The sequence below is a fragment of the Methylobacterium sp. HJ2 genome (assembly GCF_056431005.1).
The window spans coordinates 353,250-376,276 of the sequence record NZ_JBWJYM010000002.1 but is presented as its reverse complement, the minus strand read 5'-3'; the positions used below and the strand labels follow the sequence as shown (position 1 = coordinate 376,276).

Genomic DNA, 23,027 nt, shown 5'->3' with positions numbered 1-23,027 from the left:
CTTTGGGGACGAAGAGGATCGCAGGGATGAAGCGCATTCTGGTGACGGGCGGGGCCGGCTTCATCGGCTCCCATCTCTGCGAGCGCCTGCTGCGGCAGGGCAACGAGGTTTTGTGCGTCGACAACTTCTTCACCGGCACCCGCGCCAATTGCGAGGCGCTGATCGGCAACCCGTCCTTCGAGCTGATGCGCCACGACGTGACCTTCCCGCTCTACGTCGAGGTCGACGAGATCTACAATCTCGCCTGTCCGGCCTCGCCGATCCACTACCAGCGGGACCCGGTCCAGACCACGAAGACCAGCGTCATGGGCGCGATCAACATGCTGGGACTGGCCAAGCGGGTGCGCGCGCGCATCCTTCAGGCCTCGACCAGCGAGGTCTACGGCGATCCGGAGGTGCATCCCCAGACGGAGGGCTATCACGGCTCCGTCAGCATCGCGGGGCCGCGCGCCTGCTACGACGAGGGCAAGCGCTGCGCCGAAACGCTGTTCCACGATTATAGGCGCCAGCACCGGATGTCGGTGCGCGTCGCGCGGATCTTCAACACCTACGGGCCGCACATGCACCCGCAGGACGGCCGCGTCGTCTCGAACTTCATCATCCAGGCCCTCAACCACCAGCCGATCACCATCTACGGCGACGGCTCCCAGACGCGCTCGTTCTGCTTCGTGGACGACCTCGTCGAGGGGTTGCTGCGCCTGATGGCGGTGGACGAGGAGCCGGGCCACGCGGTCAATCTCGGCAACCCCACCGAGATCACCGTGCTCGAACTCGCGCAGCGCATCGTGGCGCTCTGCGACTCGCGCTCGTCGATCGTCTGCCATCCCCTGCCGCAGGACGATCCGCGGCGGCGCTGCCCCGACATCACGGTCGCCCGCGAGCGCCTGCACTGGACGCCGCGCGTCGACCTCGAGACGGGCCTCACCCGCACCATCGCGTATTTCGACGGGCTGCTCGCCCGCAACGCCCCGCAGGTGCAGCTCCTGCGCCCCTCCGTCCTGCAGCAGGCGGGCGTCCGGTGAGCGGCTCCCTCCCGTCCCGGACGAGCGCCGACTCGTCCCGGGAAGGCCCGGAGCCTCCCTGGGAGGGCCCGCGGGCGAAGGTCCTCGGGCTCGGCGTCAGCGTCATCACGCTGGCGGACGCGGTCGCGGCGGTGGAGGCCTTCATCCGGTCGCGCCGGCCGCACTACGTCTGCATCACCGGCGTCCACGGCGTCATGGAGAGCCGCAAGGACCCTCGGCTCCTCGCGATCCACAACGCGGCCGACCTCGTCACCCCCGACGGGATGCCTCTGGTCTGGATGGGGCGCCTCCTCGGCTTCCGGTCGATCGGGCGGGTCTACGGGCCCGACCTGATGCGGGCGGTCACCGCGCTCTCGCCCGGGCGCGGCTACCGGCACTTCTACTACGGCGGCGCGCCGGGCGTCGCGGAGACGCTGGCCGCGCGGCTCTCGGCCCGCCATCCCGGGCTCGACGTCGTCGGCACCTACTGCCCGCCGTTCCGCCCGCTGACGGCGGCCGAGGACGCGGCGATCGTGGCGGCGATCAACGCATCGCGCCCCGACATCGTTTGGGTCGGGCTGAGCACGCCCAAGCAGGAGGCCTGGATGGCGGCCCATCGCGGGCGCATCGAGGCCCCGGTGATGATCGGGGTCGGCGCAGCCTTCGACTTCCTGGCGGGCACCAAGCGCCAAGCCCCGGTCTGGATGCAGCGCTCGGGCCTCGAATGGCTCTACCGGATGTGCAGCGAGCCGAGGCGCCTGTTCGGGCGCTACGCCCGCATCGTGCCCCACTTCCTCCTGCTCGCGGGCGGCCAGCTCCTCGCGCGGCCCTTCGCCTCCGAGCCGCTCCCGCGCCGCTGAGCCCCGCGCGGGCCGCCGGCCGGGACACCGCCCCGGCCCTCGCCGGCCCCGCCGTCTTCCCTCCCGGAGTCCGGCCATGCCCCCGACCGACACCGTCGCTTCCGCCCTCGCGCGCGTTCCCGACCCCGCGCGCGGCGGCGCGCTTCCGACCGGACGGCGCAGCCGCCTGCGGCTCTCCCGCCGGGCGACGGTCGCCGCCACCCTGCTGACGGCCGACCTCGCGGTCGCGCTCGCCGTCGGCGCGCTCGCCTCGCTGACGGCGCACGCGCTCGCGGCGCCGGACCTGCCGCTGGCCCCCGTCACGATCCTGCCGATGCTCGCCGCGGTCGGGCTCTACGTCGCCTTCGGGCCGAGCCCGCCCGAACGGCTGCGCCTGCGCGCGCTGGCGACGCTGCTCTACGCGGCTGCCTGTCTGCTCCTCGTCGGCACGGTGCCGGACCTCCCGAGCCTCGCGCGGATTGCCCTCGTCTGCGGGCTTCTCCTCGTGCTCGGCTTCTACGCCGAGCTCGCCGCCCGCGGATTCCTGATCCGCCGCGGGTTGTGGGGCGCGCCCACCGTGATCGTCGGTGCCGACGCGGCCGGACGGGCGCTCGCCGAGCATCTCCGCGCGCAGCCGGAATACGGCCTGCGGCCCGTGGGTCATCTCGGCGAGCGGGGGCGCGAGGCCGCGTCCCGGACGGACGACCTGCGCACCCTCGCGGCGTTCGAGGGTGCCGAGGGGCCCGTCGAGGTCGCGATCTTCTCGTCCTGCGCCGATCTCGCGCGGCACGATCTCGGCCGCGCCGGCACGCTGCCGGAGACGCGCCTCGTCCTCGCGCAGCAGATCCAGGATCTGCAGAACATGTGGGTGCAGGTCCGTCCGCTCGGCAGCGCGGTCGGGCTCGAGATCCGGCGCGAGCTCTACCGTCGGCACAACCTGATGCTGAAGCGGACGCTCGACGTCACCCTCGCGGGCCTCGGGTTGATCCTCGTCGCGCCGCTCGTCGCGCTGCTCGCGCTCCTCGTCTGGCAGCGCGACCCGGGCAACCCCTTCTACGCCCAGCTTCGGGTCGGCTGGAACGGCAGGCCGATCCGGGTGCTCAAGCTGCGCACCATGTTCGGCGACGCCGAGCAGCGCCTGCGCGACCACCTCGAGGCCTCGCCCGAGGCCCGGGCGGAATGGCAGCGCTTCTTCAAGCTCGCCCGGGACCCCCGGGTGCTGCCCGGGATCGGAGCCTTCCTGCGCCGCACCAGCCTCGACGAGCTGCCGCAGCTCTGGAACATCGTGCGCGGCGATATGAGCCTCGTCGGCCCGCGCCCCTTCCCGGGCTACCACATGGACGGCTTCGAGGCTCCGTTCCGGTCCCTGCGCACCAGCGTGCCCCCCGGCATGACCGGCCTGTGGCAGATCTCGTCCCGGAGCGACGGCGACCTCACGGTCCAGCAGAGCCAGGACACCTACTACATCCGGAACTGGTCGCTCTGGCTGGATCTCTACATCCTGCTCGCCACCATCCCGGCGGTGCTCGGCGGCAAGGGAGCGCGCTGAGCGGGCCTGCGCTCCGATCGGCGCGCCCTCGCCGCGTCCCGCTGCCGCGTGCCGTACCGGGCTGCTCCTGATCGCACCGCGAAGCGCACGACCCTGCCCGGTCCGGCCGCGGTCCGCCGGGTCCGGGTGTGCCCCGATGGCGCGGCTCCATCGACCGGATGACGCCCGGGCGCCGAGGCGAATCCGCGCCCAGACAGGCACGGGCCGTCCGGGGCGGCGACCGCGTCTCGTCGGGCGCCGTACCGGTTCCGGCGATCTCTCCGGAAGGATGGGCTTCGGCTGCGCTCGGGCGCCCGCGCCGCCTCGGAACGGCTCGCTCAGGGAGCTGCGCAGGGGAAGCGGAGGGGTCCGCGGCCGAGCCGCACCGGGCGGCCTCGCGGCCCGCCGCGCGGTCTCGGCACGAATCCGGAGAGATAATCCCGTTCGCCCCGCTCAGGCCGGAGCCCGGTCGAGCCGGAAGGCGCGCGGGGCGCCGACGGGCCGGGCCATTCGGCGGGAGGCTGCGCGGAGCGGGGAGCCGTGCCCGATCGCGACGGGAACGGCTCCTCGAGGGTCGGTTGCCCCTTGTCGGTGCAGGCGCGGGCGGGTCTGGATCGGCGCAGTCAGGCCGCGCCGCTCCGGGGCGTCGCCGGGAGGATGCCGCGCCGGTGGGTCCAGATCGCGGCCTGGGTGCGATTCCGGACACCCGTCTTGCGGAGGATGTTCTTCACGTGGATCTTCACCGTGGCCTCGGCGATGGCGAGGCGGCGAGCGATCATCTTGTTCGGCAGGCCGCCGGCGAGGCAGGCGAGAATCTCGGTCTCCCGGCCGGTCAGGGAATCCGAGGGCGGCGGCAGAGCCGGGGCGGGCGTGGCCGGGCTCGCGCTGGGCACGCTCCCGAAGGAGCGCTGGCCGAGATGCGGGACGGCCTCCATCGGCAGCACGATGTTGCCGTTCATCACGACGTTGAGCGACTTGATCAGCGCGGAGGGCTGCGTGAGATGGTCGAGACAGGCCTGGACGCCCGCTTTGAGCAGGTAGCTCAGCGTCGCCGGGTCCGAGGGCTCGGTCAGGATCGCGATCCGGGCCTGCGGGGCGAGATTGCGTAGGAACGGGATCGCCGATCCGTTGATCTCCTCCGCGCCGAACTCGCTCAGCAGGAGCAGGGCCGGCTCGCTCGCCGGGTCGAAGGCGTCCACCCGCTCGATGGCGTCGACGACGTCGTAGCCGTGCTCTTCGAGGATCCGGATCAGTCCGTCCTGGTAGAGACCGCCAGCTCCGATGAGCACCGTCGCGATGCCGGCCCGCGCGGGCCTCTCGACGACGCGCGCGACCGGGGGGACCGGCGCGTTCTTCGGTAGGAAATCAGACTGCGGTTCGATGTGACTCAGCATCAAACAAACTCCCTTCGCGTGAGGCCTGCTTCCGGTGCCCCGAAGAGTTCGGAGCAAACCGCATGTCGCCGAGAAGGACGCGAGTAGCCGTCGTGTCAGTGGTAAACTTAACGAAAGTTACCATCTGCAGGAATGGCTGAGATATTTTATTTACCAATGGGTGATACGGCGCTTGCTTGATGTCAAGTGCCGTCAGGTCTCTGATTCCGGCCTGGTCTCTTCAGTCCTCGGCGGTCCGGAGAAACGACGGTCGCCATTTCGAGACGTCGTCCCCTACGATCTGGTTCGGTTGGCGAACCTCAAATAAACGGCTCCGCCGCCGGTCATCAGTGGATCCGCCGCTGTTCCGGGGCCTGAATAAGTCCTTTGCTCGTTCGAATGGCGGTCAAAAACCAGAACATGTTCGGTTTTTGACCGCATCATTTTGCAAGGTCGAGGACTTCGCGTCGTCGGGCGCCTGTCGACGTCGGTAAGAAAAACTACAGATTGGCACATTTAGACGACCAATTGTGCAATCCGAACGGTTGTGCCCAGGCCAAGATGCGAAAACTGTGCCGTAGAGACCGTCGCTGTGCGTCCGCAGTGAGCCGTTAGGCGTTCGTATTGGTCCGTGTCCCGCGCGAACCTTCCGCAATGGCGTTCCGATGCGCCTTGATTCAGCGCATGCGAGACACCGCGACCGAAACGCTGAACCTGCGCGAAGGGAGTAGGCCGCTTTAGCTGATCGACGACGCCCAGCTTCGGCCTCGGCACCGCTCGGAATCAAGAATTCGTCCACAGAAGACGGCATTGATTCGCGATGATGCACAGTACACTAGTGCACGATGAATCTGCCGGCTACTGGAAAGTGCGGCGCGCGACGGGCCGCGCGCCTCAGCCCTGGCGTTGGGCCTGGGTGACGGCCACGTGGATCAGTTCGGCGAGGGTTCGTACGCCGAGCTTCTGGCGCATCTGAGAGCAGGTATTCGTCACAGTCTTATAGCTGACCGAGAGATCCTGCGCGATGGCACCATAGGATTTGCCCTGTGCCAGTCGCGCCAAGATCTGTTGCTCGCGCGGTGTCAACTGGGTCTCCGGCGCGCGCCGCGCGTCGGTGCGCAGCATCGCGACTTCCGTTGCTAGGCGGCGGTCGAGGTAGACTTCGCCGGAGCGGACGCGCGCGAAGGCTTCGTAGAGTTCCTGCGAGGCGTGGTCCTTGAGCACGTAGCCGAGCGCGCCCGCTTCGAGCGCCCGCGCGACGATGACGGGGTCGTTGTGCATGCTGAAGACGAGGATCCGGGTCTCCGGCGCCACCGCGCGCATCCGCCGGATCAGCCCGAGGCCCGCGAGTCCGCTGCCCTGGAAGGTGAGGTCGCAGATCACGATCGGCGGGCGCAGGCGGTGGAAGATGCGGTAGCCGCCGACCACCGTGGTGGCCTCGGCCACGGTCTCGATCCCGGCATCCTCCAGCACCCGGCGGCAGCCCTGCAGCACGATCGGATGGTCGTCGATCACCAGGACCGGCAGGCGCGTGCCGGCGATGTCGGGTCTCGTGGCGAGGGCGTTCATGCGAGGGCGTTCACGCGAGGCGGGTCATGACGGCGCAATCGGGTCCGCATCCCCGCCCCGGTCGCCCGGAACCGGGATGCTGATCCGGACAACAGCGCCCCGCGTGCCGTTGTCAAGGGCAAACCGTCCGTCGAGGGCGCCGACGCGCTCGCGCATCCCCGAGAGACCGAGCCCGGTATCGTGGCCCGGCGCGAGGCCCGCCCCGTCATCGGCCACCGTCACCTGCAGCAGCCCGTCCCGCGCGCCGGCCTCCGCCCGGATCAGGGTGGCCCGGCCGTGGCGCACGGCGTTGGTCATGCTCTCCTGGATGCAGCGGAACACCGTGAGGTCGACGAGGTCGCCGTAGCCCGCGCCGAGCTCGGCGAAGCGCCCCTCGAAGCGGGTGCCGGGATGGCGCCGGGCGAAGTCGCGGATCAGCAGGTCGAGGCAATCGGGCAGCGGCACTTGTCCGAGCGCGTGCGGGCGCAGGCGGTTGAGCAGATCGCGGTTGCGGCCCTGCACCTGTCCGACGATCGCCGCGATGTCGGCGGCGCGCGCGGCGAGCTTCTGCCGGTTCGGCTCGGCCTCCCCGGCCGCGATGCGGGCGATCGAGGCGGCGTTGGCCTCCAGGGCGAATAGGCAGGGGCCGAACTCGTCGTGCAGCTCCAGGGCCGTGCGGCGGCGCTCGTCGTCCTGGGCGGTGAGGAGCTGCCGGTTGAGCCGGCCGTTGGCCGCCCGGGTCTCGCCGAGGGCTTCCGCCACCTTGTTGAACCGCCCCGCGATCACCGCGAGCTCGCGGGTGTCGGGCGGCGGCAGCCGCGCGGTGTAGTCGTGCCGCTCCAGCTGCGTCAGGCCGGCGGCGAGGCTGCCGAGCGGGGCCAGCACCCGGCCGAGGGCGAGGTAGAGCGCGGCCAGCATCGCGGCGTTGATCGACAGCGTGGTGATGGCGAGGGCCCGCGCGTAACTCCAGATCTCGTCGATCTCGTCCATCGGCTGGGTGGTGATGCGGGCCGAGCCGATGGTTCGCCCGCCCGCCACGATCGGCAGGACGTGCTGCTCGATCGGCGGCATGATCAGGTCGGCGAACCAAGCGGGCGCCGTCCGCTCCGGACGCGGCCGGCTGAGCGGGCTGCCGATCCGGTCGCCGTCCGTGTCGAGAACGCCGACGCGCACGTGGCGCAGCGCCTGGAAGCGCAGGTCGAGGGTCTGCAGCAGGGTGTCGGGCGCGACCGAGTCGGACAGCCGGATCGTGTCGGCCACCAGCGATTCCACGGTGCTGAGCGAGGCCCGCGTCTCGACCTTCACGGCCGAGCGCGCGTTCAGCACGATCACCGCGCAGGAGACGAGCGCCGCCAGCACGTCGATGACGAGCACCACGGCGATCAGCCGCCGCCGGGTGGACCAGCCGGACCAGGGCAGGGGCCGCGCCTGGGCGGGGCGGGGCGGCGTCTCGATGCGGGTCGATGGAGCGTTCACACGGACGAGCATTGATGAAGCCGGGCCGCCCTGTCCACCGGCCCTCCAGGGGGCGACGGGCCGGTCGCGGCGTCGAGGCGCCCGCCGGAGCGGTCGAGCCGCAACGCAAGTCACCGATTGTTAAACCCCACGGCTCTACACACGGTTACCTGTTCCTGAACGGAATCCGGGTGCAATGGTCCGGCCGACATCTTTGTGCCGTATTGTCGGCCCTGATATCCGCGGTCAGGATTCGCCTCGAAAGCAAGAGGCGGGCGGCCGGGTTTCGGGGGAGCGGCCGTTCAGATCCGCGTCGCGTCAGAGACCCCGCCTATGAACGATCTCGCTCTCGACCCGTCGGAAACCCGTCCGCCCCGCGCCGGCCGGGAAGCCGCGCCCGCCCGCGTCGCGAGGGCGCCGAAGCCGAGCGCCCCGCGCGCGCGCCTCCTGATCGGCGCCGCCTCCCTCGGCGCGCTCGGCCTCGCCGCCTTCGCGGGCGCGACGACGCTGATGTCGGGCCTTGCCGGGCCTGCCACGCTGCGCCGGCCCGTCCCGCCCGCCACGCAGCTGAGCGCCGCCGATTGGCCGGATCTCAAGGACGGGCAGCCCGCGCTCGCCGCTCCCGCGCCCCTCGCCGGCCTTCCGGCGGCCGAGCCGACGGGTCCGGCGCGACCCGCGACCGCCGCCCTGCCGCCGGTCGTGACCGGAACGCCCGATCCGCTCAAGGCCGGCAGTATCGGGAGCGAGGTGACCCAGGTCGCTTCCGACAAGGTCGCATCCGCCAAGGTCGAGCCGGCTCCGGCGAAGGCCGAGCCGGCATCCCGGCCCGCACCCGCCCTGGTCGAGGCGCCGGTGATCGGCCCCGTCCGGCAGGTGAGCGTGCTCCCGGCGGGCCGGACGGTGCCGCTCGTCGCGGCCCGACCGAGCGAGACGATCCGGGCCCGCAGCGCGCCCACCGCCTTCGCGGCGCTGCCGCCCGAGGCGCCGGCGGCGCCCGGCGTCGCCGCTCCGGCCACCTCCGTCGAGGAGGCGTCGCGCGAGCCGGCTCAGGACGCGCGGACGGCCCGCCCCAGGGCCGCCCTGCCGGCCGCGAAGCCCGAAGCGGCGGCGAAGGAGCCGGCCAAGGAATCGGCCAAGGAATCGGCGAAGCCGAAACCCAGGACGGTCGCCGCGCGCAAGCCGCTCGCGGCGCCGGCCGGTGCGGTCGCCGAGGCGACCCCGGCCGAGCCCGAGGAAACCGAGGTGCTCGGGATCCGCATGCCGACCCTCTCCGCCGCCGGCCGCAAGATCGGCGCGGGCGTCGAGGCGCTGGGCGACGCGGTGAAGAGCCTGCCGGATCGGTTCTGATCGGCCCTGGGTGAGACCGCGCGGTCGCATCGAGCCTTCATCGGCCCTCGGCGGCGCGTCGCAAGCCGTGCCGTGATGAGCGGCCGGCGCCGATGATCGCGATCAGGCAGGCGGACAGGAGCGCGCGCTGATGGCGATCCGCATCATCGCCGGTCCCCTTCGACCGATCGTCGCCCGAGATTGCTGAAGAAGCGAAGCAGGTAGCCATCCGGGTCGATGACGACGAATTGCCGGTTGCCCGCCTCTTCGACACCCTGGCGATACCAGCGCTCCTCCAGGGGCAAGTAGAACGTCGCGCAGGCCCGCGTCGCCTGGTCGTGAAGGCTATCGACGTCCGGCACCTCGATCTGGAGGTTGATCCCGCGTCCGAACGGGTACTCCAGCGGCGCGGTCCGGAATCGACGTCCCGGGCCATCCGCCTGTTGGAGCATCAGGTGGACGGGGCCGCGCGTCAGGTAGGCGAAGCGCTCTTCGGGCCGTTCGACGCGGCAATCAAACCCGAGAGCCTCGACGTAGAAGCGCAAGGAGCGGTCGAGATCCGCGACGTCGAGTTCCGGAACGACGGGCGGGGCGGCGTGCGACATGCCGAAATGTATCGGATCAGGGGCCTGGGGCTCGCCGAGGCTCGCCCGAACGCCGCGTCTTCCCACGGCCTCGACCCGTCGCAAAGCCCCACGCCGACGCTCGGGCGTGCCGCGCCGCGGCGCGGATGGTCATTGTCCCCGCCATGATCCCGATAGCCCGCAGAGGCGCCGCGGCCCTATCCGGGCGGATGCGGGATTTGTGGGCCGCGGAAACCCGCGCGGGCGCTACCGTGGCCGGCGCGCGGGCCTGGCATCGGCGGATTTAGGGCCCGCCTTCTCGACGTGGCGGGCGTGCTTGCTCGAGCGCGGGCTCTTGGCGTCTCCGCGCGGTCCGCGCGGGGCCGGGGCCGCCTCGCCGGCGAGCGGCTCCACCTGGATCTCGGGCGAGCCGTTGCGGGCGAAGGCGGCGGCGAACTTCTGAGCGGCGCCGCCCCGGATCTCGAACTTGGTCTCGCGGTCGAAGATGCGGATCGCCCCGATCACCTCGCGGTCGACACCGCCGCGGCGGGTGAGGAGCGGCAGCAGGCGGCGCGGGTCGGCATCGTCGCGCCGGCCGAGATTGAGCCGGAACCACACCGCCGGGCCGAGCGCCGCAATGCGCTCGGGATCCATCGGATCGTAGGGCGGCCGGGTGCCGCGCCCGCCCGTGTCGCCCGGATCCGTCACCTCCTCGGGGGCGGGCAGGCGGGTGCGGTAGACCCGGGCGAGGAGCGCGGCGAGGTCGGCGGGGCTGCGCTCGGCCAGCAGCGTCTCGGCCAGCGCCTGATCCTCCTCGGAGGGGGGCTCGGAGAAGAGCGGGTCGGCCAGCATGCGCTCGCCGTCGAGGCGGCGGATCTCGTCGGCCGAGGGCGGGGGCGTCCAGTCCGGCGTCACCTTGGCGATGGCGAGCATCTGCTCGGCCCGGCGGCGGCGGGCGTTGGGCACCAGCAGCACGCTGGTGCCCTTGCGCCCGGCGCGGCCGGTGCGGCCGGAGCGGTGCTGCAGCACCTCGGCGTCGTGGGGCAGGTCGGCGTGGATGACGAGGCTCAGCGTCGGCAGGTCGATGCCGCGGGCGGCGACGTCGGTGGCGACGCAGACCCGGGCCCGCCCGTCGCGCAGCGCCTGGAGCGCGGCGTTGCGCTCGCCCTGGCCGAGCTCGCCAGAGAGCGCCACCACCGAGAAACCGCGCTCGGTCAGGCTCGCCTGCAGGTGACGGACGGCGTTGCGGGTGTTGCAGAACACGATCGCGGTCGGGGCGTCGGCCTCGCGCAGCACGTTGAGCACCACGTGCTCGATCTCGCGCGGCACCACCCGGATCGCCCGGTAGGCGATGTCGGCGTGGCCCCGGGTCTCGCTCTTCACGGCGAGCCGAAGGGCGTTGCGCTGGTAGCGCTCGGCCAGCGATTCGATCGCCTTCGGCAAGGTCGCCGAGAACAGGAAGGTCGCCCGCTCGGCGGGCGTGCCCGAGAGGATGAACTCGATGTCCTCGCGGAAGCCGAGATCCAGCATCTCGTCGGCCTCGTCGAGGACGACGGTGCGCAGGCTGCGCGGGTCGAGGTTGCGCCGCTCCAAGTGGTCGCGCAGGCGGCCCGGGGTGCCGACCACGATGTGGACGCCGTCCGAGAGCATCCGGGCCTCGCGGCGCGGATCCATGCCGCCGACGCAGGCGACGATCCGGCCCCCGGCCGCGGCGTAGAGCCAGGACAGCTCGCGCTGGACCTGGAGGGCGAGCTCGCGCGTCGGCGCGATCACGAGGGCGAGCGGCGCGCCGGGCTGGGGCAGGGCCTCCTCGGGGCCGAGCAGCGTACCCGCCATGGCGAGCCCGTAGGCGACGGTCTTGCCCGAGCCGGTCTGGGCGGAGACGAGAAGGTCACGGCCGTCGGAGGCCGCCTCGAGCACGGCGCTCTGAACCGGGGTGGGCTCGGCGTAGTCGCGCTCGGCGAGCGCCCGCGCGATCGGGGCGGGCAGGGTAGGAAACGGCAAAATCAGGCTCTCACGACCGGGCATCGGCCGGCCGCGCGGATTCTCGCGCGGATCGCGGACGGGTTCAGCGGTCTCGAATCGGGTTGCGGAGCTTGATCCTTTATCCGGTTCGCGCGGATTGCGCCACGGCCTGTGCCGCATGGCGCGCTTGCGTGCACACGGGTCGGCTCCCGTGCACCCGCTTTGTGAACGTTCGCGCATATTGTGAGCGACCGCACTTGCGCCAGCAACCGCCCGGCCCGCAAACGCTCAATGAGCGGACGAGGAGACATGATGGGCGCGATCCTGAGGTTGGTGGTGGCGTGGGCGAGCGTCGCCGCCTTCTGGTGGTTCGGCAAGGGCTGGCTCGCCGATCTTGCGAGCCCGCTCTGGGCGGTCGCCCTGTTCGCGTGGCTGCTCGGGGTCATCCTGTGGTCGGCCTTCGGCGTGGTGCACGAGGCGGAGGAACTCGCCGAGATGCTGGGCGAGCCGCTCGGGACCCTGGTGCTCACGCTCGCCATCGTCATCATCGAGGTGGCCCTGGTCTCGGCCGTGATGCTCTCGGCCAAGGACGCGCCGACGCTCGGGCGCGACACGATGTTCGCGGTGCTGATGATCGTGCTGAACGGGGTGGTGGGCCTCGGGCTGATCCTCGGCGGGCTGCGCCATCACCAGCAGAGCTACAATCTGCAGGGCGCCTCGGCCTTTCTCTCGGTGATCATCCCGCTCGCCACCATCGCGCTGATCATCCCGAACTTCACCAGCTCGACCAGCGACGGCTCGCTGACCAAGGTGCAGGCCGTGACCTTCTCGGTCTTCACGGTGGCGCTCTACGGCGTGTTCCTGCTGATCCAGACGGGGCGGCACAGCGACTTCTTCAAGGATCCCCGCGCCCAGGCGGAGGCGGCCCGCAACGCCGCGCGCGAGGCGCCCGCCAAGGCCTCCGCGGCGCCGGGTCAGATCCTGCTGCACATGGCCCTGCTGCTCGCCAACATCCTGCCGATCGTGATCCTGTCCAAGAGTCTCGCCACGATCCTCGACCACGGCATCGCGGCGCTGGGCGCGCCCTCGGCGCTCGGCGGCGTGCTGATCGCCGCGATCGTGTTCACGCCCGAGGGCATCTCGGCCCTCAAGGCCATCGCCCGCAACGAGCTGCAGCGGGCGCTCAACCTCTGTCTCGGAGCCGCGACCTCGACGATCGGCCTCACGGTGCCGGCGGTGCTGGCGGTGGGGCTGATCACCGGCCAGGCCGTGGTGCTCGGGCTGAAGCCCGCCGAGATGGCGCTCCTCGCCGTCACCTTGATCCTCAGCACCCTGACCTTCTCCGGGATCCGGACGACGGTGCTGGAGGGCGCGGTGCACCTGATCGTGTTCTTCGTCTACGTGGTGCTGATCTTCAGCCCGTGAGGGCGTTTCCCGGGGCCGCGCCGGTCAGCCGCCGAAGCGCTCGGTGCGGATCGCCCGCTCCGGGACAGCGGCGTGAAGGAGGAGCGCGCTCGCGGCGGCGACGAAGGGATTCGAGCCGCAGACGAAGCTGCGGGCGGGCATCCCGAGCCGGGCGAGCGCCGCCGAGACCGTCCCGGCATCGATGCGCCGGCCCTCGCCCTCGCGTGTGGTGAGCAGGGTGAGGCCGAAGCCCGGCTCGTCCCGTGCGCGGCCCTCGAGCTCGGCCAGCGCGATCGCCTCCGTGCGGGTGCGCACCGAGTAGATCAGGTGGCAGGGCACCGCCGGCGCGGCGCGCGCGCGATGGCGCAGCATCGCGAGCAGCGGCACCACGCCCGAGCCGCCGCCGACGAGGAGCAGCGGCCCGCCGTCATCCGGCTCCCAGACGAAGGCTCCCCCGATCGGACCGCGCAGCTCGATGGCGTCGCCGATCTCGGCCACGTCCTGGAAGAAGCCCGAGACCTCGCCGCCGTCGAGCCCCTCGATCATCAGCTCGATCGTGCCGGAGTCGTCCGGCGCCGAGGCGATGGAGTAGCTGCGCTGCGCCTGATAGCCGTCCTCGGCGGTGAGCCGGACGTCCACGTGCTGGCCCGGCCGGAACGCGTCGGCGAAGTCGACCCGGAGCCGGAAGCGCCGCACCCGCGGCGTCACCGGCGCGGCCTCCACGATCACCGCCTCGCGCCAGGCCTGCCAGGGCAGCCGGTCGGGCGGCGGTCGCTCAGTCACCGGTGAAGCGCTGCTCGCGCCAGGGATCGCCGTACATGTGGTAGCCGCGCAGCTCCCAGAACCCGGCCTCGTCCACTTTCGTGAAGCGCAGGCCCTTCACCCACTTGGCGCTCTTCCAGAAGTAGAGGTGGGGCACGAGCAGCCGGGCCGGGCCGCCGTGATCGAGGGGGATCGGCTGACCGTCGTAGAGCGTCGCCACCATCGCCTTGCCGCCCGTGAGGTCGGCCACCGGCACGTTGGTGGTGTAGTCGTCGTAGCCCTCCGCGAGCAGGAAGTCCGTCGGCGCGGCGATGCCGGCATCGGCCAGCAGATCGTCGACGCTCACGCCCTCCCAGGCGGTGTCGAATTTCGACCACTTGGTGACGCAGTGGATGTCGCCGCCCCAGCGGGTGCGCGGCAGGGCCTGGAAATCGTCCCAGCTCCAGGATTTGATCGGGCGCGCGCCCTCCCGCAGGGTGAAGCGCCAGGTCGCGAGATCGATCCGCGGGTTCGGCCCGATCTGCAGGACGGGAAAGTCCTCGGTGAGGTATTGTCCCGGCGGCAGCCGCTCGCGGGTCGCCTCGGGCGGACGCCGCCCGGTGAAGCCTCGTGTCGCCAAGCCCGCCTCCGTCGTGGATCGTTCCGCGCCCGTTTCAGGCCGGATCGGCGGTCGCCGTCAAGCGGGGAGGGCGGCCCGCCCCGGCGGCTCCCGAGAATCAGCACGAGGTCAGCCGTGAGCGACACGCTCTTCAAGGACCATTTCTCGGCCTCCGCCGCGGCCTACGCGGCCCATCGCCCGACCTACCCGGCGGCCCTGGCCGAGCATCTGGCCGCCGTCGCGCCCGCACGCGGCCTCGCCCTCGATTGCGGTTGCGGCAACGGGCAGCTCTCGGTGCTGCTCGCCGACCGGTTCGCGCGGGTCGTCGCCTGCGACGCGAGCGCCCGGCAGGTCGCCGAGGCCGAGGCCCATCCGCGGGTCGAGTACCGGGTGGCGCCCGCCGAGGCGAGCGGCCTGCCGGAGGCCAGCGTCGACCTGATCACGGCGGCCCAGGCCGCGCACTGGTTCGACCTCGACGCCTTCTACGCCGAGGTCCGGCGCGTGGCGCGGCCGGGCGCGGTGCTGGCACTGATCTCCTACGGGGTGCTCCACCTCGAGGGGGCGGCGGAGGCCGCGCTGCGCCACTTCTACGACGAGGTGGTCGGGCCCTACTGGCCGCCGGAGCGCCGCCATGTCGAGGCCGGCTACCGCAGCCTCGCCTTCCCGTTCGCCGAGCTGCCCGCGCCCGATCTCGCGATCGAGGCGGAGTGGAGCCTGGACGATCTCGTCGCCTATGCGGGGACGTGGTCGGCCCTGCGCGGGGCGCGGGCCGCCCTCGGGACCGACCCGCTGCCCGCCTTCGCGGAGGCGCTCGCCGCCGCCTGGGGGCCGGCCGGGGCGCGCCGCCGGGTGCGTTGGCCGCTGGCGCTGCGCGTCGCGCGGCTCTGACCGCAGACACGCCTGGGGTGCGCGCGTGTGTCGCCGCACCCTGCCGGAGCTGCGGCCGAAGAATCGCCTAAAATCCGCGCTGTCTTAACCGTCCCGCAGGCCGACTCCCGGAAAGCTGCTTCCGCGCGGCCGGCTCGGAGGACAAGGACATGGTTCGCAGTTTCGCAATCGCTCTCGTCGTCGGGGGGCTCGTGGCCGCCCCGGCCGCCCAGGCCCGCGACGGGATCAGCCCCGGCGGGGCCGCCGCCCTCGGCGTTCTCGGCGGCCTCGCGGTCGGGGGTGCCATCGGCGCCGCCTCCGCCGATCCCTACTATCCCGGCAAGCCGGTCTACCGCGCCCCGCGCCCGGTCTATGTCGAGGAGGATTACGGCCCGGTCTGCCATTTCGAGCGCCGCCGCTACGTCGATCCCTACGGCGACGTCATCTTCCGGCGCGTCCGGGTCTGCGAATAGGGCCGACCCCGCGGCGCGGCCGGCCTCGACGGGCGGTCCGCGCCGCGGCTCTCACGGGCCCGGCCGGGATTCCGGCGCCGCCTCCGTCGGCGCTAGCGGGCGCGCCCGCAGGCGCTCGGCGCAGGCGATGCCGCCGACCACGAGGGCGAGGGCCACGGCCTCGGTGCGGCCGAACGGCTCGCCCACGATCAGCACCGCGAGGCCCGCGCCGAACAGCGGCACGAGGTTGACGAACAGGCCGGCCCGGTTGGGGCCGATCATCTCGACGGCCTGCAGGAACGTCAGCTGCGCCGCGAGCGAGGGCCCGAGCGCCACGTAGGTGACGATGGCCCAGCCGGTCGGGCCGGGCCAGATCAGGCGCCCGGCCGCCCACTCGGCGGCGAGCGGCGGCAGCGAGGTGATGAAGGCGGCCGCCGCCAGCGCGGCGAAGAAGCTGAGGCCCGAGACCTTCGGCCGCCCCGGCAGCGCCACGGTGTATCCGGCGTAGAGCAGGCAGGCGACGAGCATGAGCAGGTCGCCCCGGTTGAGGTCGAGGGCGCGCAGGGCGGCGAGGTCGCCGTGGGTCGCGGCGATCCCGGCCCCAAGGAGCGTCGCGGCGACGCCGAGGCCCTGCCCCCAGGAGACCGGCTGACGAAAGACGAGGTAGTTCAGCAGCAGCACCAGCACGGGGATCGCGCCCTGCAGCAGCGCGATGTTGACGGCGGTGGTGTAGGCGCCCGCGGCGTAGAACAGGCTCGCGTAGGCCGTGTAGCCCACGCCGCCCATCAGCAGGATGCGCAGCCATGCGCGGGCGAGGGGCTGCCGCTCGGCCAGGATGCGGCGGTGCGCGGCGATCGCCAGGAAGGCGCAGGGGAAGGCCCAGCGCAGGGTGGTGAGGGCCTGAGGCGAAATCTGCCCCGGGGCCCAGCGGGCCGCGATCGCGTTGCCGGCCCAGACCAGCATCGTGAAGACGAGGAGCAGGTAGGCGCGCGCGGCCCGCGGATCCATGTCGCCAGAATCCTCGGGTGCTCGCGCGCCGCGGTGCGTCCGCCGGGGTTCAGCGGCGCCGGAACTGGCCGCCGCGGACGGGGGGGCGCGGGCCGGAGGAGCGCTCGTCCTTGTGCCGGAACACGAGGCGGCCCTTCTCGAGGTCGTAGGGCGACATCTCGACGGTCACGCGGTCGCCGGCCAGCGTCTTGATGCGGTTCTTCTTCATCTTGCCGGCGGTGTAGGCGACGATCTCGTGGCCCTGGTCCAGCTGCACGCGGTAGCGCGCATCGGGCAGGATCTCGAGAACGAGACCGTCGAATTGCATCAACTCTTCTTTCGCCATTCACCTTCTCCAGTCGGACCGTCTGGAAACAGGCGTTCCGGCATTCTTCTCGTCTTGCGTTGCGATCTCTAGAACGCTGCGGCGGCGGCTCCGATCCGTGACGGGGCACGGGGCGCGCGCTTCGGCAGGCGTGCCGGATGTAATCGCCGCACGCCCCCGCGGCAAGCGCCCACCCGTAACGGTGGCGGGCGGCTCCATAGGAATCCGCGCGGGCGGCCTCCCGCAGCCCGCGCACCGGCCGGCTAGGGCCCGGCCTCGTTGCCCGCGTAGTCGAGCCGGCCGTCGGGCGTCCGGCGCCAGACGCGCAACGCCACCGCCGCCTCCGGCGGATCGCCCTGCCGGTCGAAGCCGACCTCCCCGGACGCGGTGCGGATCGCGCCCGCGCGCAGGATCTCGGCGACCCGGCGGCCATCGACGGTGCGACCGGGGGGCTGCGCGAGGGATGGGGCGAGGGATTGCGCGAGGCCCTGCGCCAGCACCTCCACGGCCGCGTAGGCGGAGCCGGCGACGAGGTCCGCCTCCGCCGTGCGCGGGGGCGCCTTGCCGCGGGGCTCCGGCAGGCGGCGCTCCGGCCCGACGGTCATCACCGTGCCCTCGCCGGCCGGGCCGGTCGCGGCGAAGTCCCGGTCGAGGATGCCGTCGCTCGCCACCAGGGTCGCCGAGAGGCCGGCCTCGCGCATGACCCGGACCAGCACGGCGGCTTCCGGGGCGAGGCCGCCGAAATAGACCGCCCGCACCCCCGCCGCCTTGAGGCGGGCGACGAGATCGCCCGCGTCCCGGCTGCCGCGCGGCAGGCTCTCGAACACCGTTTCGGACCTGTCCCGCGCCTTCAGGCGCCGCGAGACCGCGTCGGCGAGACCGCGCCCGAAGGTCGAGCGGTCGTGCAGGACGGCGATCGGACCGCCTGCGTGATCGGCGAGCCACGTGCCCGCCGCGGCGCCCTGCTGGGCGTCGCCCGGGTTCAGCCGGAACAGGTTCCACAGCCCGCGTCCCGTCAGCGCCGGATAGCTCGCTCCGGGCGCCACCACGAGGGCGCCCCCCGCCTCGTAGACGGGTGCGGTGGCCGCCACGAGCGAGGATTCGAGCGGCCCGACGACGAGGCGGATCCCGTCGGCCAGGAACTTCCTGGCGACCGCGAGCCCCTGCTTCTGGTCGCCCGCATCGTCGCCCACGACCAGCGCGAGCTTGCGCCCGCCCGCGCCGCCGGCCCGGTTGATCTCGGCGACCGCCTGCTCGGCGCCGAGCCGCAACCCCTGCCCGAAGGCCGCATCCGGCCCGGACAGGGGCGCCGACAGCCCGATCCTCACCGGCGCGGGCGCCTGGGCGGCGGCGGGCGGGGCGAGCCCGAGCAGGGCGGTCAGGAGCAGCGGGACGCGGAGCATGGCTTCAGGACACCGGAGGCGCAGCATCTCCATAATGCGGATCCGGCGCCCTGTCCCGGATCGCGTCAGCGGCGGATGCCGAGCAGGCTGCCGGAGGCCGGGGCTCCGAAGGTGCGGCGGAAATCGTGCGCGAAATGAGCCTGGTCGGCGAAGCCGGCCTCGTGGGCCGCCCCGGTGAAGTTCGCCCCCGCCACGACCGCGCGGAGCGCGAGCCGCATCCGGGCCCAGGCCCTGTAGCGGCGGAACGGCACGCCGACCGCCTCGGTGAACAGGTGCTGCAGCCGCGACTCCGAGAGGCCGACCATCCGGGCGAGGACCGGCGCCGACCGGTCCGTCTCGGGCCGGGCGGCGAGGCTCGCGACCACGCGGGCGATGCGGCCGTCGAGGGGGCGCCGGGCGCGCGCCGCGGAGAAGGCCGTCAGGTCGGCGAGCGCCGGGCCGGCCCAAAGCGGCGCGTCCCCGGCCTCCCACAGCGCGCGCAGGGCCGAGATCTCGCCGCCATCGCCGACGAGGGCGCCGCCGACTTCCCGGGTGCCGCAGAGAAGCGGCGCCAGCGCTGCCGCGCCGGCCGCGCCCGGCTCCAGGTAGAGCACCCCGAGCGGGGCGCCGCCGAGATCGAGCTCGTGCACCACGCCGGCCGGCACCAGCGCCGTGCGGCAGCGCGTCCAGGGCGCCCCGCGCATCCGGATGGCGAAGGTCCCGTAGAGCCCGGCGAGGTAGACCGGGGCGCCGTGCTGGTGGGCGGCGTTGTAGTGCAGCGGCCCGGCGAAGAAGGTCCGGTCGCCCTCGACGTGCCAGATCGGCCCGGTTCCCGCAGCAGGTTCGTACAAGGAGCGCCCCTCCGGCTCCTGCTACGCCTCGTCCGACGCAGCGCGGACCGCCAGTCTATCCGCATCTGCGCGGGAGGATATCGGGATGATCGCACTCACCCGGCGGCGACTCGCCGCCTCGGCGGCCCTCGGCTGGGCGGCGCTCGCGGCCCCGCGCGCCACGGCCGCCGAGACGGCCTGCGCGCCGCGGCCCCAGGACCGCTTCGCGCTCGGCGCCTTCACGGTGACGATGCTGCCCGACGCCGCCGGGCTGATCGACGGGCCGTGGCCGATCGTCGGCGAGGACCGGCCCCGCGCCGAGGTCGAGGCCCTGATGCGGGCCAGCCGCCTGCCGCCGGACCGCTTCCAGCCGGGCTTCACCCCCGTCCTCGTCGAGACCGGCCGCGAGCGGATCCTGTTCGACACCGGCAACGGGGCGGTCGGCTTCGTGCCGCGGCCCGCGGGCGGGCGCCTGCTTGAGCGGCTGCGGGCGGCGGGCTGCGCTCCCGAGACGATCGACGTCGTGGTGCTCACCCATTGCCACACCGACCATATCGGCGGCCTGATGGAGGACGGACGGACCGCCTTCCCGAACGCGCGGTTCGTCGTGGGCGCCGCGGAGTTCGATTTCTGGTCGAAGCCCGAGCGCCTCGCCGCGGCACCGGAGGGCAACGAGTATCGGTCGGCGCGCGTCTTCCGCAGCCACCTGCTGCCGCTGGCCGAGCGGACCCGCTTCGTCGGCCCCGGGGACGAGATCGCGCCGGGCATCCGGGCGCTCGCCGCCTACGGGCACACCCCGGGCCATCTCGCCTACCACGTGGAGAGCGCGGGCCGGCGCCTCCTGATCTGGGGCGATTGCGCCCACCACGAGGTCGCCTCTCTCGCCCGGCCGGACTGGCACGCGCTGTTCGACATGGACAAGGCGGCAGGCGCGGCGACGCGCGCCCGGATCTACGGCCTCGCCGCCGCCGAGGAGGTCCTGGTGGCGGGCTACCACACGAGCTTCCCCTCGCTCGGCTACGTCGTGCCGGCCGGGGCGGGCTACCGCTGGATCCCAGTCAGCTACCAGCTGCTCTGAATGCCTACTCGGCCGCGATCAGCTCGCGGCGGCGCACCCGGTCGAGGGCGGCGGGCCTCGGGCCGCCGGTCGCCCAGTCGAGGAGCTCCACCGTGTGCACGATCGGGATGTCCGTGCCCTTCCCGATCTGCGTGGCGCAGCCGATGTTGCCGGTGGCGATCAGGTCGGGGGCGGTGCGCTCGATGTTGGCGACCTTGCGGGCGCGCAGGTGGCTGGCGATCTCGGGCTGCAGGATGTTGTAAGTCCCGGCCGAGCCGCAGCAGATGTGGCCCTCCGGCACGTCCTTCACGGTGAAGCCCGCGCGCTTCAGCAGCGCCTTCGGCTCGGTGCGGATGCCCTGGCCGTGCTGCATCGAACAAGCGGAGTGGTAGGCCACCACGAGGTCGGTCTCGGCCGCGGGCTCGGCGAGATCGAGCGTGGCCACGTACTCGGTGACGTCCTTGGCGAGGCCCGAGACCCGGGCCGCCTTCTCGGCATAGGCCGGGTCGTCCCGGAACATGAAGCCGTAATCCTTGATCGTGGTGCCGCAGCCCGAGGCCGTGACCAGGATCGCGTCGAGGCCGCCGCGGTCGATCTCGGCCGTCCAGGCGTCGATCGCCTGCCGGGCGTGGGCGTGCGCCGAATCCGCCTTGCCCATGTGGTGGGTGAGCGCGCCGCAGCAGCCCTCCTGGGCCTGCACCACCGTGACGCCGTGCCGGTTGAGCAGGCGGATCGCCGCCTCGTTGAAATCGGGGCGCAGCACGCTCTGGGCGCAGCCGCGCAGCAGCGCCACCCGGCGCGCCGGCGCCTCGGCGCGGGCCGCCGGGAAGGTGCCGGGCCGGTCGGTGGGGTTGCGGCCGGGCATCTCGGCGGGCGCGAGGTCGAGCATCGCCGCGAGCCGGTTGCCGACGCGCGGCAGCCGCGCCACCAGCCCGCGGAACGGCTGCCCGAGGCGCGCCGCCGCGATGGCGAGGCGGAAGCGGCGCGGGTAGGGCAGCACGAAGGCCAGCAGCGCGCGCAGGGCCCGGTCGTCGGCCGTGCGGTGGTGGGTCTCCTCGATATGCGTGCGGGCGTGGTCGACGAGGTGCATGTAGTGCACCCCCGACGGGCAGGTGGTCATGCAGGACAGGCAGGACAGGCAGCGGTCGACGTGCTTGACCACCTCGGCGCTCGCGGCCTTGCCCCCCTCCAGCATGTCCTTGATCAGGTAGATGCGCCCGCGCGGCGAATCGAGCTCGTCGCCGAGCAGCAGGTAGGTCGGGCAGGTCGCGGTGCAGAAGCCGCAATGCACGCAGGTGCGCAGGATCTTCTCGGAAGCCTTCATCGCCGGATCGGCGAGCTGCGCGAGGCTGAAGTTGGTTTGCACTGGCCTGTCCTCCGCCGCGCTCCCGTCCGGGAGGGGCGTTCCCGTGTCCTGAGTTGGAGCATCATCCCGAAAGGCGGTTCGCGGCTTTCGGAAAAAGAGGATGCACCATCAATATCTTAGCCCATCGTCCCGGATGCCGTATCCGGGACGATGGGCTAGACGCTCGCGTACATCCGGCCCGGGTTGAGCACCCCGGCCGGGTCGTGGGCCGCCTTGATGCCCTGCGTCACCCGCATCAGGGGGTCCGGCAGCGGCTCGAAGACCGGGACGGCGGCGCGCACGGCGTCGGGCGCCCGCACCAGCGTGGCGTGGCCGCCCTGCGCGCGCGCTGCGGCCCGGATCGCGGCCGCGCCGGCATCGCCTGCGGCCGGAGTCTCGAGCCAGATCAGCCCGCCGCCCCAATCGTAGTACCAGCGCGCGGGGATCGCCCGCGCCACGGCGGCGGTGAGCGCCGGCCCCTTCGTCGGGGCGGTGGAGATGCGCCAGACCGCGCCGTCGCCGCCCGCGAAGGGTGCCACGTCCCGGACCGCGTCCCAGAGGCCCGGCGCCTCCACGGTCTCGGGCGCGCCGTAGCGCTTGAGCAGGCGGCGCAGCTCGCCGAGCCGGTAGGCGACCGAATCCGCGAAGCCTTCGAGCCGCATCAAGGTGCGGGCGACCTCCCCGGTGGGGACGCCCGGGGCGTCGAGCCCGGCCGGCAGGTGGGCGGCGCCGGTCAGCTCGAAGGGGGAGCCCAGCGCGGCCGCGAGCGCCTCGACCGCGCGGGCGTCGTCGAGGCCGGAGAAGACCAGCGTCGCCGTGCGCTCGGAGACCGGCAGCACCTTGAAGGTGACCTCGGTGAGAAGGCCGAGCGTGCCGTAGGAGCCGGCCATCAGCTTCACGAGGTCCAGGCCGGTGACGTTCTTCATCACCCGTCCGCCGGACTTGATCGCCTCGCCGCGCCCGTTGACGAAGCGCACGCCGATCAGGCTGTCGCGGGCGGCGCCCGCGTTGATCCGGCGGGGCCCGGAATTGTTCACCGCCGCCACGGCGCCGAAGCTCGGCGCGCCGGTGGAGCCCAGCAGCGCCCGGTGGTCCATCGGCTCGAAGGGCAGCATCTGGCCGCGCGAGGCGAGCAGCGCCTGCACCTCGGCGAGCGGCGTGCCGGCGCGCGCGCTCACCACCATCTCGGCGGGCTCGTAGAGGGTGATGCCGGCGAGCGCCGCCGCCGACAGCGTGGCCTCGTCCTGGGCCGGGCGGCCGAGCCGCGCCTTGGTGTCGCCGGCGACGAGCCGAAGCCGCTCGCCGCGGGCGGCGGCGGCACGGACGATCTCGGCCGCCTCGCCCTCGTCGCGGGGCTCGTATGATTGCATCGTTTCCTGCCCTGGCCGGCGCACCCGTCCGGCGGGGCACCTTTAAGGCC

At 72.9% G+C, this 23,027-nt stretch carries 21 protein-coding genes; 8 read left to right on the top strand and 13 right to left on the bottom strand.

The window, feature by feature from the left end; genetic code table 11:
• The first annotated feature begins 26 nt into the window (after positions 1-26).
• The 3 genes from ACS5RC_RS06355 to ACS5RC_RS06345 all read left to right on the top strand — a co-directional run bounded on the left by ACS5RC_RS06355 (position 27) and on the right by ACS5RC_RS06345 (position 3,389).
• Positions 27-1,022: a UDP-glucuronic acid decarboxylase family protein gene (locus ACS5RC_RS06355; protein WP_478342980.1), complete on the top strand. Its 996-nt coding sequence runs from the start codon at positions 27-29 to the stop codon at positions 1,020-1,022.
• Positions 1,019-1,861 carry a WecB/TagA/CpsF family glycosyltransferase gene (locus ACS5RC_RS06350; protein ID WP_478342979.1) on the top strand — a complete coding sequence of 281 codons (843 nt, stop codon included), beginning with the start codon at positions 1,019-1,021 and terminating at the stop codon, positions 1,859-1,861. The genes ACS5RC_RS06355 and ACS5RC_RS06350 overlap by 4 nt, the downstream gene beginning before the upstream one ends.
• Positions 1,862-1,937: 76 nt before the next feature.
• Complete coding sequence (locus ACS5RC_RS06345; RefSeq protein ID WP_478342978.1) at positions 1,938-3,389, top strand: exopolysaccharide biosynthesis polyprenyl glycosylphosphotransferase; 1,452 nt, start codon at positions 1,938-1,940, stop codon at positions 3,387-3,389.
• Positions 3,390-3,991: 602 nt separating this feature from the next.
• On the opposite strand, the gene ACS5RC_RS06340 is transcribed toward ACS5RC_RS06345, so the two are convergent.
• From ACS5RC_RS06340 to ACS5RC_RS06330, 3 genes are all read right to left on the bottom strand, one after another.
• Positions 3,992-4,762 carry a LuxR C-terminal-related transcriptional regulator gene (locus tag ACS5RC_RS06340; RefSeq protein WP_478342977.1) on the bottom strand — a complete coding sequence of 257 codons (771 nt, stop codon included), beginning with the start codon at positions 4,760-4,762 and terminating at the stop codon, positions 3,992-3,994.
• Between the two features lie 873 nt (positions 4,763-5,635).
• Positions 5,636-6,310, bottom strand: coding sequence for a response regulator (locus ACS5RC_RS06335; RefSeq protein WP_478342976.1), 675 nt, complete (start codon positions 6,308-6,310; stop codon positions 5,636-5,638).
• A gap of 24 nt (positions 6,311-6,334) precedes the next feature.
• The gene (locus ACS5RC_RS06330) at positions 6,335-7,777 is read right to left on the bottom strand and encodes an ATP-binding protein (RefSeq protein ID WP_478342975.1); all 1,443 of its coding nucleotides are present in this window, start codon (positions 7,775-7,777) and stop codon (positions 6,335-6,337) included.
• Positions 7,778-8,077: 300 nt separating this feature from the next.
• Between ACS5RC_RS06330 and ACS5RC_RS06325 the strand changes: the two genes are divergently transcribed.
• Positions 8,078-9,091, top strand: a complete 1,014-nt coding sequence (locus ACS5RC_RS06325; protein WP_478342974.1) for a hypothetical protein — start codon at positions 8,078-8,080, stop codon at positions 9,089-9,091.
• A 143-nt stretch (positions 9,092-9,234) separates the two neighbouring features.
• Here the strand turns inward: ACS5RC_RS06325 and ACS5RC_RS06320 are convergent, their stop codons facing one another.
• Both ACS5RC_RS06320 and ACS5RC_RS06315 read right to left on the bottom strand, forming a co-directional pair.
• On the bottom strand, positions 9,235-9,675 hold the full coding sequence (locus tag ACS5RC_RS06320) for a bleomycin resistance protein (RefSeq protein ID WP_478342973.1): 441 nt from the start codon (positions 9,673-9,675) through the stop codon (positions 9,235-9,237).
• Between the two features lie 225 nt (positions 9,676-9,900).
• On the bottom strand, positions 9,901-11,637 hold the full coding sequence (locus tag ACS5RC_RS06315; protein ID WP_478342972.1) for a DEAD/DEAH box helicase: 1,737 nt from the start codon (positions 11,635-11,637) through the stop codon (positions 9,901-9,903).
• Positions 11,638-11,910: 273 nt separating this feature from the next.
• On the opposite strand from ACS5RC_RS06315, the gene ACS5RC_RS06310 reads away from it, so the two are divergent.
• The gene (locus ACS5RC_RS06310) at positions 11,911-13,023 is read left to right on the top strand and encodes a calcium:cation antiporter (protein ID WP_478343426.1); all 1,113 of its coding nucleotides are present in this window, start codon (positions 11,911-11,913) and stop codon (positions 13,021-13,023) included.
• Positions 13,024-13,047: 24 nt separating this feature from the next.
• On the opposite strand, the gene ACS5RC_RS06305 is transcribed toward ACS5RC_RS06310, so the two are convergent.
• Together ACS5RC_RS06305 and ACS5RC_RS06300 are read right to left on the bottom strand one after the other, a co-directional pair.
• A complete protein-coding gene (locus ACS5RC_RS06305; protein ID WP_478342971.1) occupies positions 13,048-13,785 on the bottom strand; it encodes an FAD-binding oxidoreductase in 738 nt (245 codons plus the stop codon).
• Positions 13,778-14,383, bottom strand: a complete 606-nt coding sequence (locus ACS5RC_RS06300) for a sulfite oxidase-like oxidoreductase (protein WP_478342970.1) — start codon at positions 14,381-14,383, stop codon at positions 13,778-13,780. Before ACS5RC_RS06300 ends, ACS5RC_RS06305 begins: the two co-directional genes overlap by 8 nt.
• Positions 14,384-14,497: 114 nt before the next feature.
• On the opposite strand from ACS5RC_RS06300, the gene ACS5RC_RS06295 reads away from it, so the two are divergent.
• Both ACS5RC_RS06295 and ACS5RC_RS06290 read left to right on the top strand, forming a co-directional pair.
• Positions 14,498-15,250: a class I SAM-dependent methyltransferase gene (locus ACS5RC_RS06295; protein ID WP_478342969.1), complete on the top strand. Its 753-nt coding sequence runs from the start codon at positions 14,498-14,500 to the stop codon at positions 15,248-15,250.
• A gap of 149 nt (positions 15,251-15,399) precedes the next feature.
• A complete protein-coding gene (locus tag ACS5RC_RS06290) occupies positions 15,400-15,702 on the top strand; it encodes a hypothetical protein (protein WP_478342968.1) in 303 nt (100 codons plus the stop codon).
• Positions 15,703-15,753: 51 nt separating this feature from the next.
• On the opposite strand, the gene ACS5RC_RS06285 is transcribed toward ACS5RC_RS06290, so the two are convergent.
• The 4 genes from ACS5RC_RS06285 to ACS5RC_RS06270 all read right to left on the bottom strand — a co-directional run bounded on the left by ACS5RC_RS06285 (position 15,754) and on the right by ACS5RC_RS06270 (position 19,226).
• Complete coding sequence (locus ACS5RC_RS06285; RefSeq protein WP_478342967.1) at positions 15,754-16,689, bottom strand: DMT family transporter; 936 nt, start codon at positions 16,687-16,689, stop codon at positions 15,754-15,756.
• 49 nt (positions 16,690-16,738) lie between these two features.
• Entirely contained in the window at positions 16,739-17,014 is a 276-nt protein-coding gene (infA, locus tag ACS5RC_RS06280) for a translation initiation factor IF-1 (RefSeq protein WP_142584784.1), read from the bottom strand.
• Between the two features lie 242 nt (positions 17,015-17,256).
• Positions 17,257-18,396 carry a branched-chain amino acid ABC transporter substrate-binding protein gene (locus tag ACS5RC_RS06275; protein WP_478342966.1) on the bottom strand — a complete coding sequence of 380 codons (1,140 nt, stop codon included), beginning with the start codon at positions 18,394-18,396 and terminating at the stop codon, positions 17,257-17,259.
• Positions 18,397-18,461: 65 nt separating this feature from the next.
• The gene (locus tag ACS5RC_RS06270) at positions 18,462-19,226 is read right to left on the bottom strand and encodes an AraC family transcriptional regulator (RefSeq protein WP_478342965.1); all 765 of its coding nucleotides are present in this window, start codon (positions 19,224-19,226) and stop codon (positions 18,462-18,464) included.
• Between the two features lie 85 nt (positions 19,227-19,311).
• Here ACS5RC_RS06270 and ACS5RC_RS06265 point away from each other — a divergent pair, with 85 nt between their 5' ends.
• A complete protein-coding gene (locus tag ACS5RC_RS06265; protein ID WP_478342964.1) occupies positions 19,312-20,283 on the top strand; it encodes an MBL fold metallo-hydrolase in 972 nt (323 codons plus the stop codon).
• 4 nt (positions 20,284-20,287) lie between these two features.
• On the opposite strand, the gene glcF is transcribed toward ACS5RC_RS06265, so the two are convergent.
• Positions 20,288-21,628, bottom strand: coding sequence for a glycolate oxidase subunit GlcF (gene glcF, locus ACS5RC_RS06260; RefSeq protein WP_478342963.1), 1,341 nt, complete (start codon positions 21,626-21,628; stop codon positions 20,288-20,290).
• A 155-nt stretch (positions 21,629-21,783) separates the two neighbouring features.
• Complete coding sequence (gene glcE, locus ACS5RC_RS06255) at positions 21,784-22,977, bottom strand: glycolate oxidase subunit GlcE (RefSeq protein ID WP_478342962.1); 1,194 nt, start codon at positions 22,975-22,977, stop codon at positions 21,784-21,786.
• Between the last annotated feature and the right edge of the window lie 50 nt (positions 22,978-23,027).

Excerpts from the sequence above, each read along its gene's own strand:
- ACS5RC_RS06355 (WP_478342980.1), top strand. The coding sequence starts at position 27 with ATGAAGCGCATTCTGGTGACGGGCGGGGCCGGCTTCATCGGCTCCCAT.
- ACS5RC_RS06345 (WP_478342978.1), top strand. The coding sequence starts at position 1,938 with ATGCCCCCGACCGACACCGTCGCTTCCGCCCTCGCGCGCGTTCCCGAC.
- ACS5RC_RS06340 (WP_478342977.1), bottom strand. The coding sequence starts at position 4,762 with ATGCTGAGTCACATCGAACCGCAGTCTGATTTCCTACCGAAGAACGCG.
- ACS5RC_RS06335 (WP_478342976.1), bottom strand. The coding sequence starts at position 6,310 with ATGAACGCCCTCGCCACGAGACCCGACATCGCCGGCACGCGCCTGCCG.
- ACS5RC_RS06330 (WP_478342975.1), bottom strand. The coding sequence starts at position 7,777 with ATGCTCGTCCGTGTGAACGCTCCATCGACCCGCATCGAGACGCCGCCC.
- ACS5RC_RS06325 (WP_478342974.1), top strand. The coding sequence starts at position 8,078 with ATGAACGATCTCGCTCTCGACCCGTCGGAAACCCGTCCGCCCCGCGCC.
- ACS5RC_RS06320 (WP_478342973.1), bottom strand. The coding sequence starts at position 9,675 with ATGTCGCACGCCGCCCCGCCCGTCGTTCCGGAACTCGACGTCGCGGAT.
- ACS5RC_RS06310 (WP_478343426.1), top strand. The coding sequence starts at position 11,911 with ATGGGCGCGATCCTGAGGTTGGTGGTGGCGTGGGCGAGCGTCGCCGCC.
- ACS5RC_RS06290 (WP_478342968.1), top strand. The coding sequence starts at position 15,400 with ATGGTTCGCAGTTTCGCAATCGCTCTCGTCGTCGGGGGGCTCGTGGCC.
- ACS5RC_RS06285 (WP_478342967.1), bottom strand. The coding sequence starts at position 16,689 with ATGGATCCGCGGGCCGCGCGCGCCTACCTGCTCCTCGTCTTCACGATG.
- infA (WP_142584784.1), bottom strand. The coding sequence starts at position 17,014 with ATGGCGAAAGAAGAGTTGATGCAATTCGACGGTCTCGTTCTCGAGATC.
- ACS5RC_RS06275 (WP_478342966.1), bottom strand. The coding sequence starts at position 18,396 with ATGCTCCGCGTCCCGCTGCTCCTGACCGCCCTGCTCGGGCTCGCCCCG.
- ACS5RC_RS06265 (WP_478342964.1), top strand. The coding sequence starts at position 19,312 with ATGATCGCACTCACCCGGCGGCGACTCGCCGCCTCGGCGGCCCTCGGC.
- glcE (WP_478342962.1), bottom strand. The coding sequence starts at position 22,977 with ATGCAATCATACGAGCCCCGCGACGAGGGCGAGGCGGCCGAGATCGTC.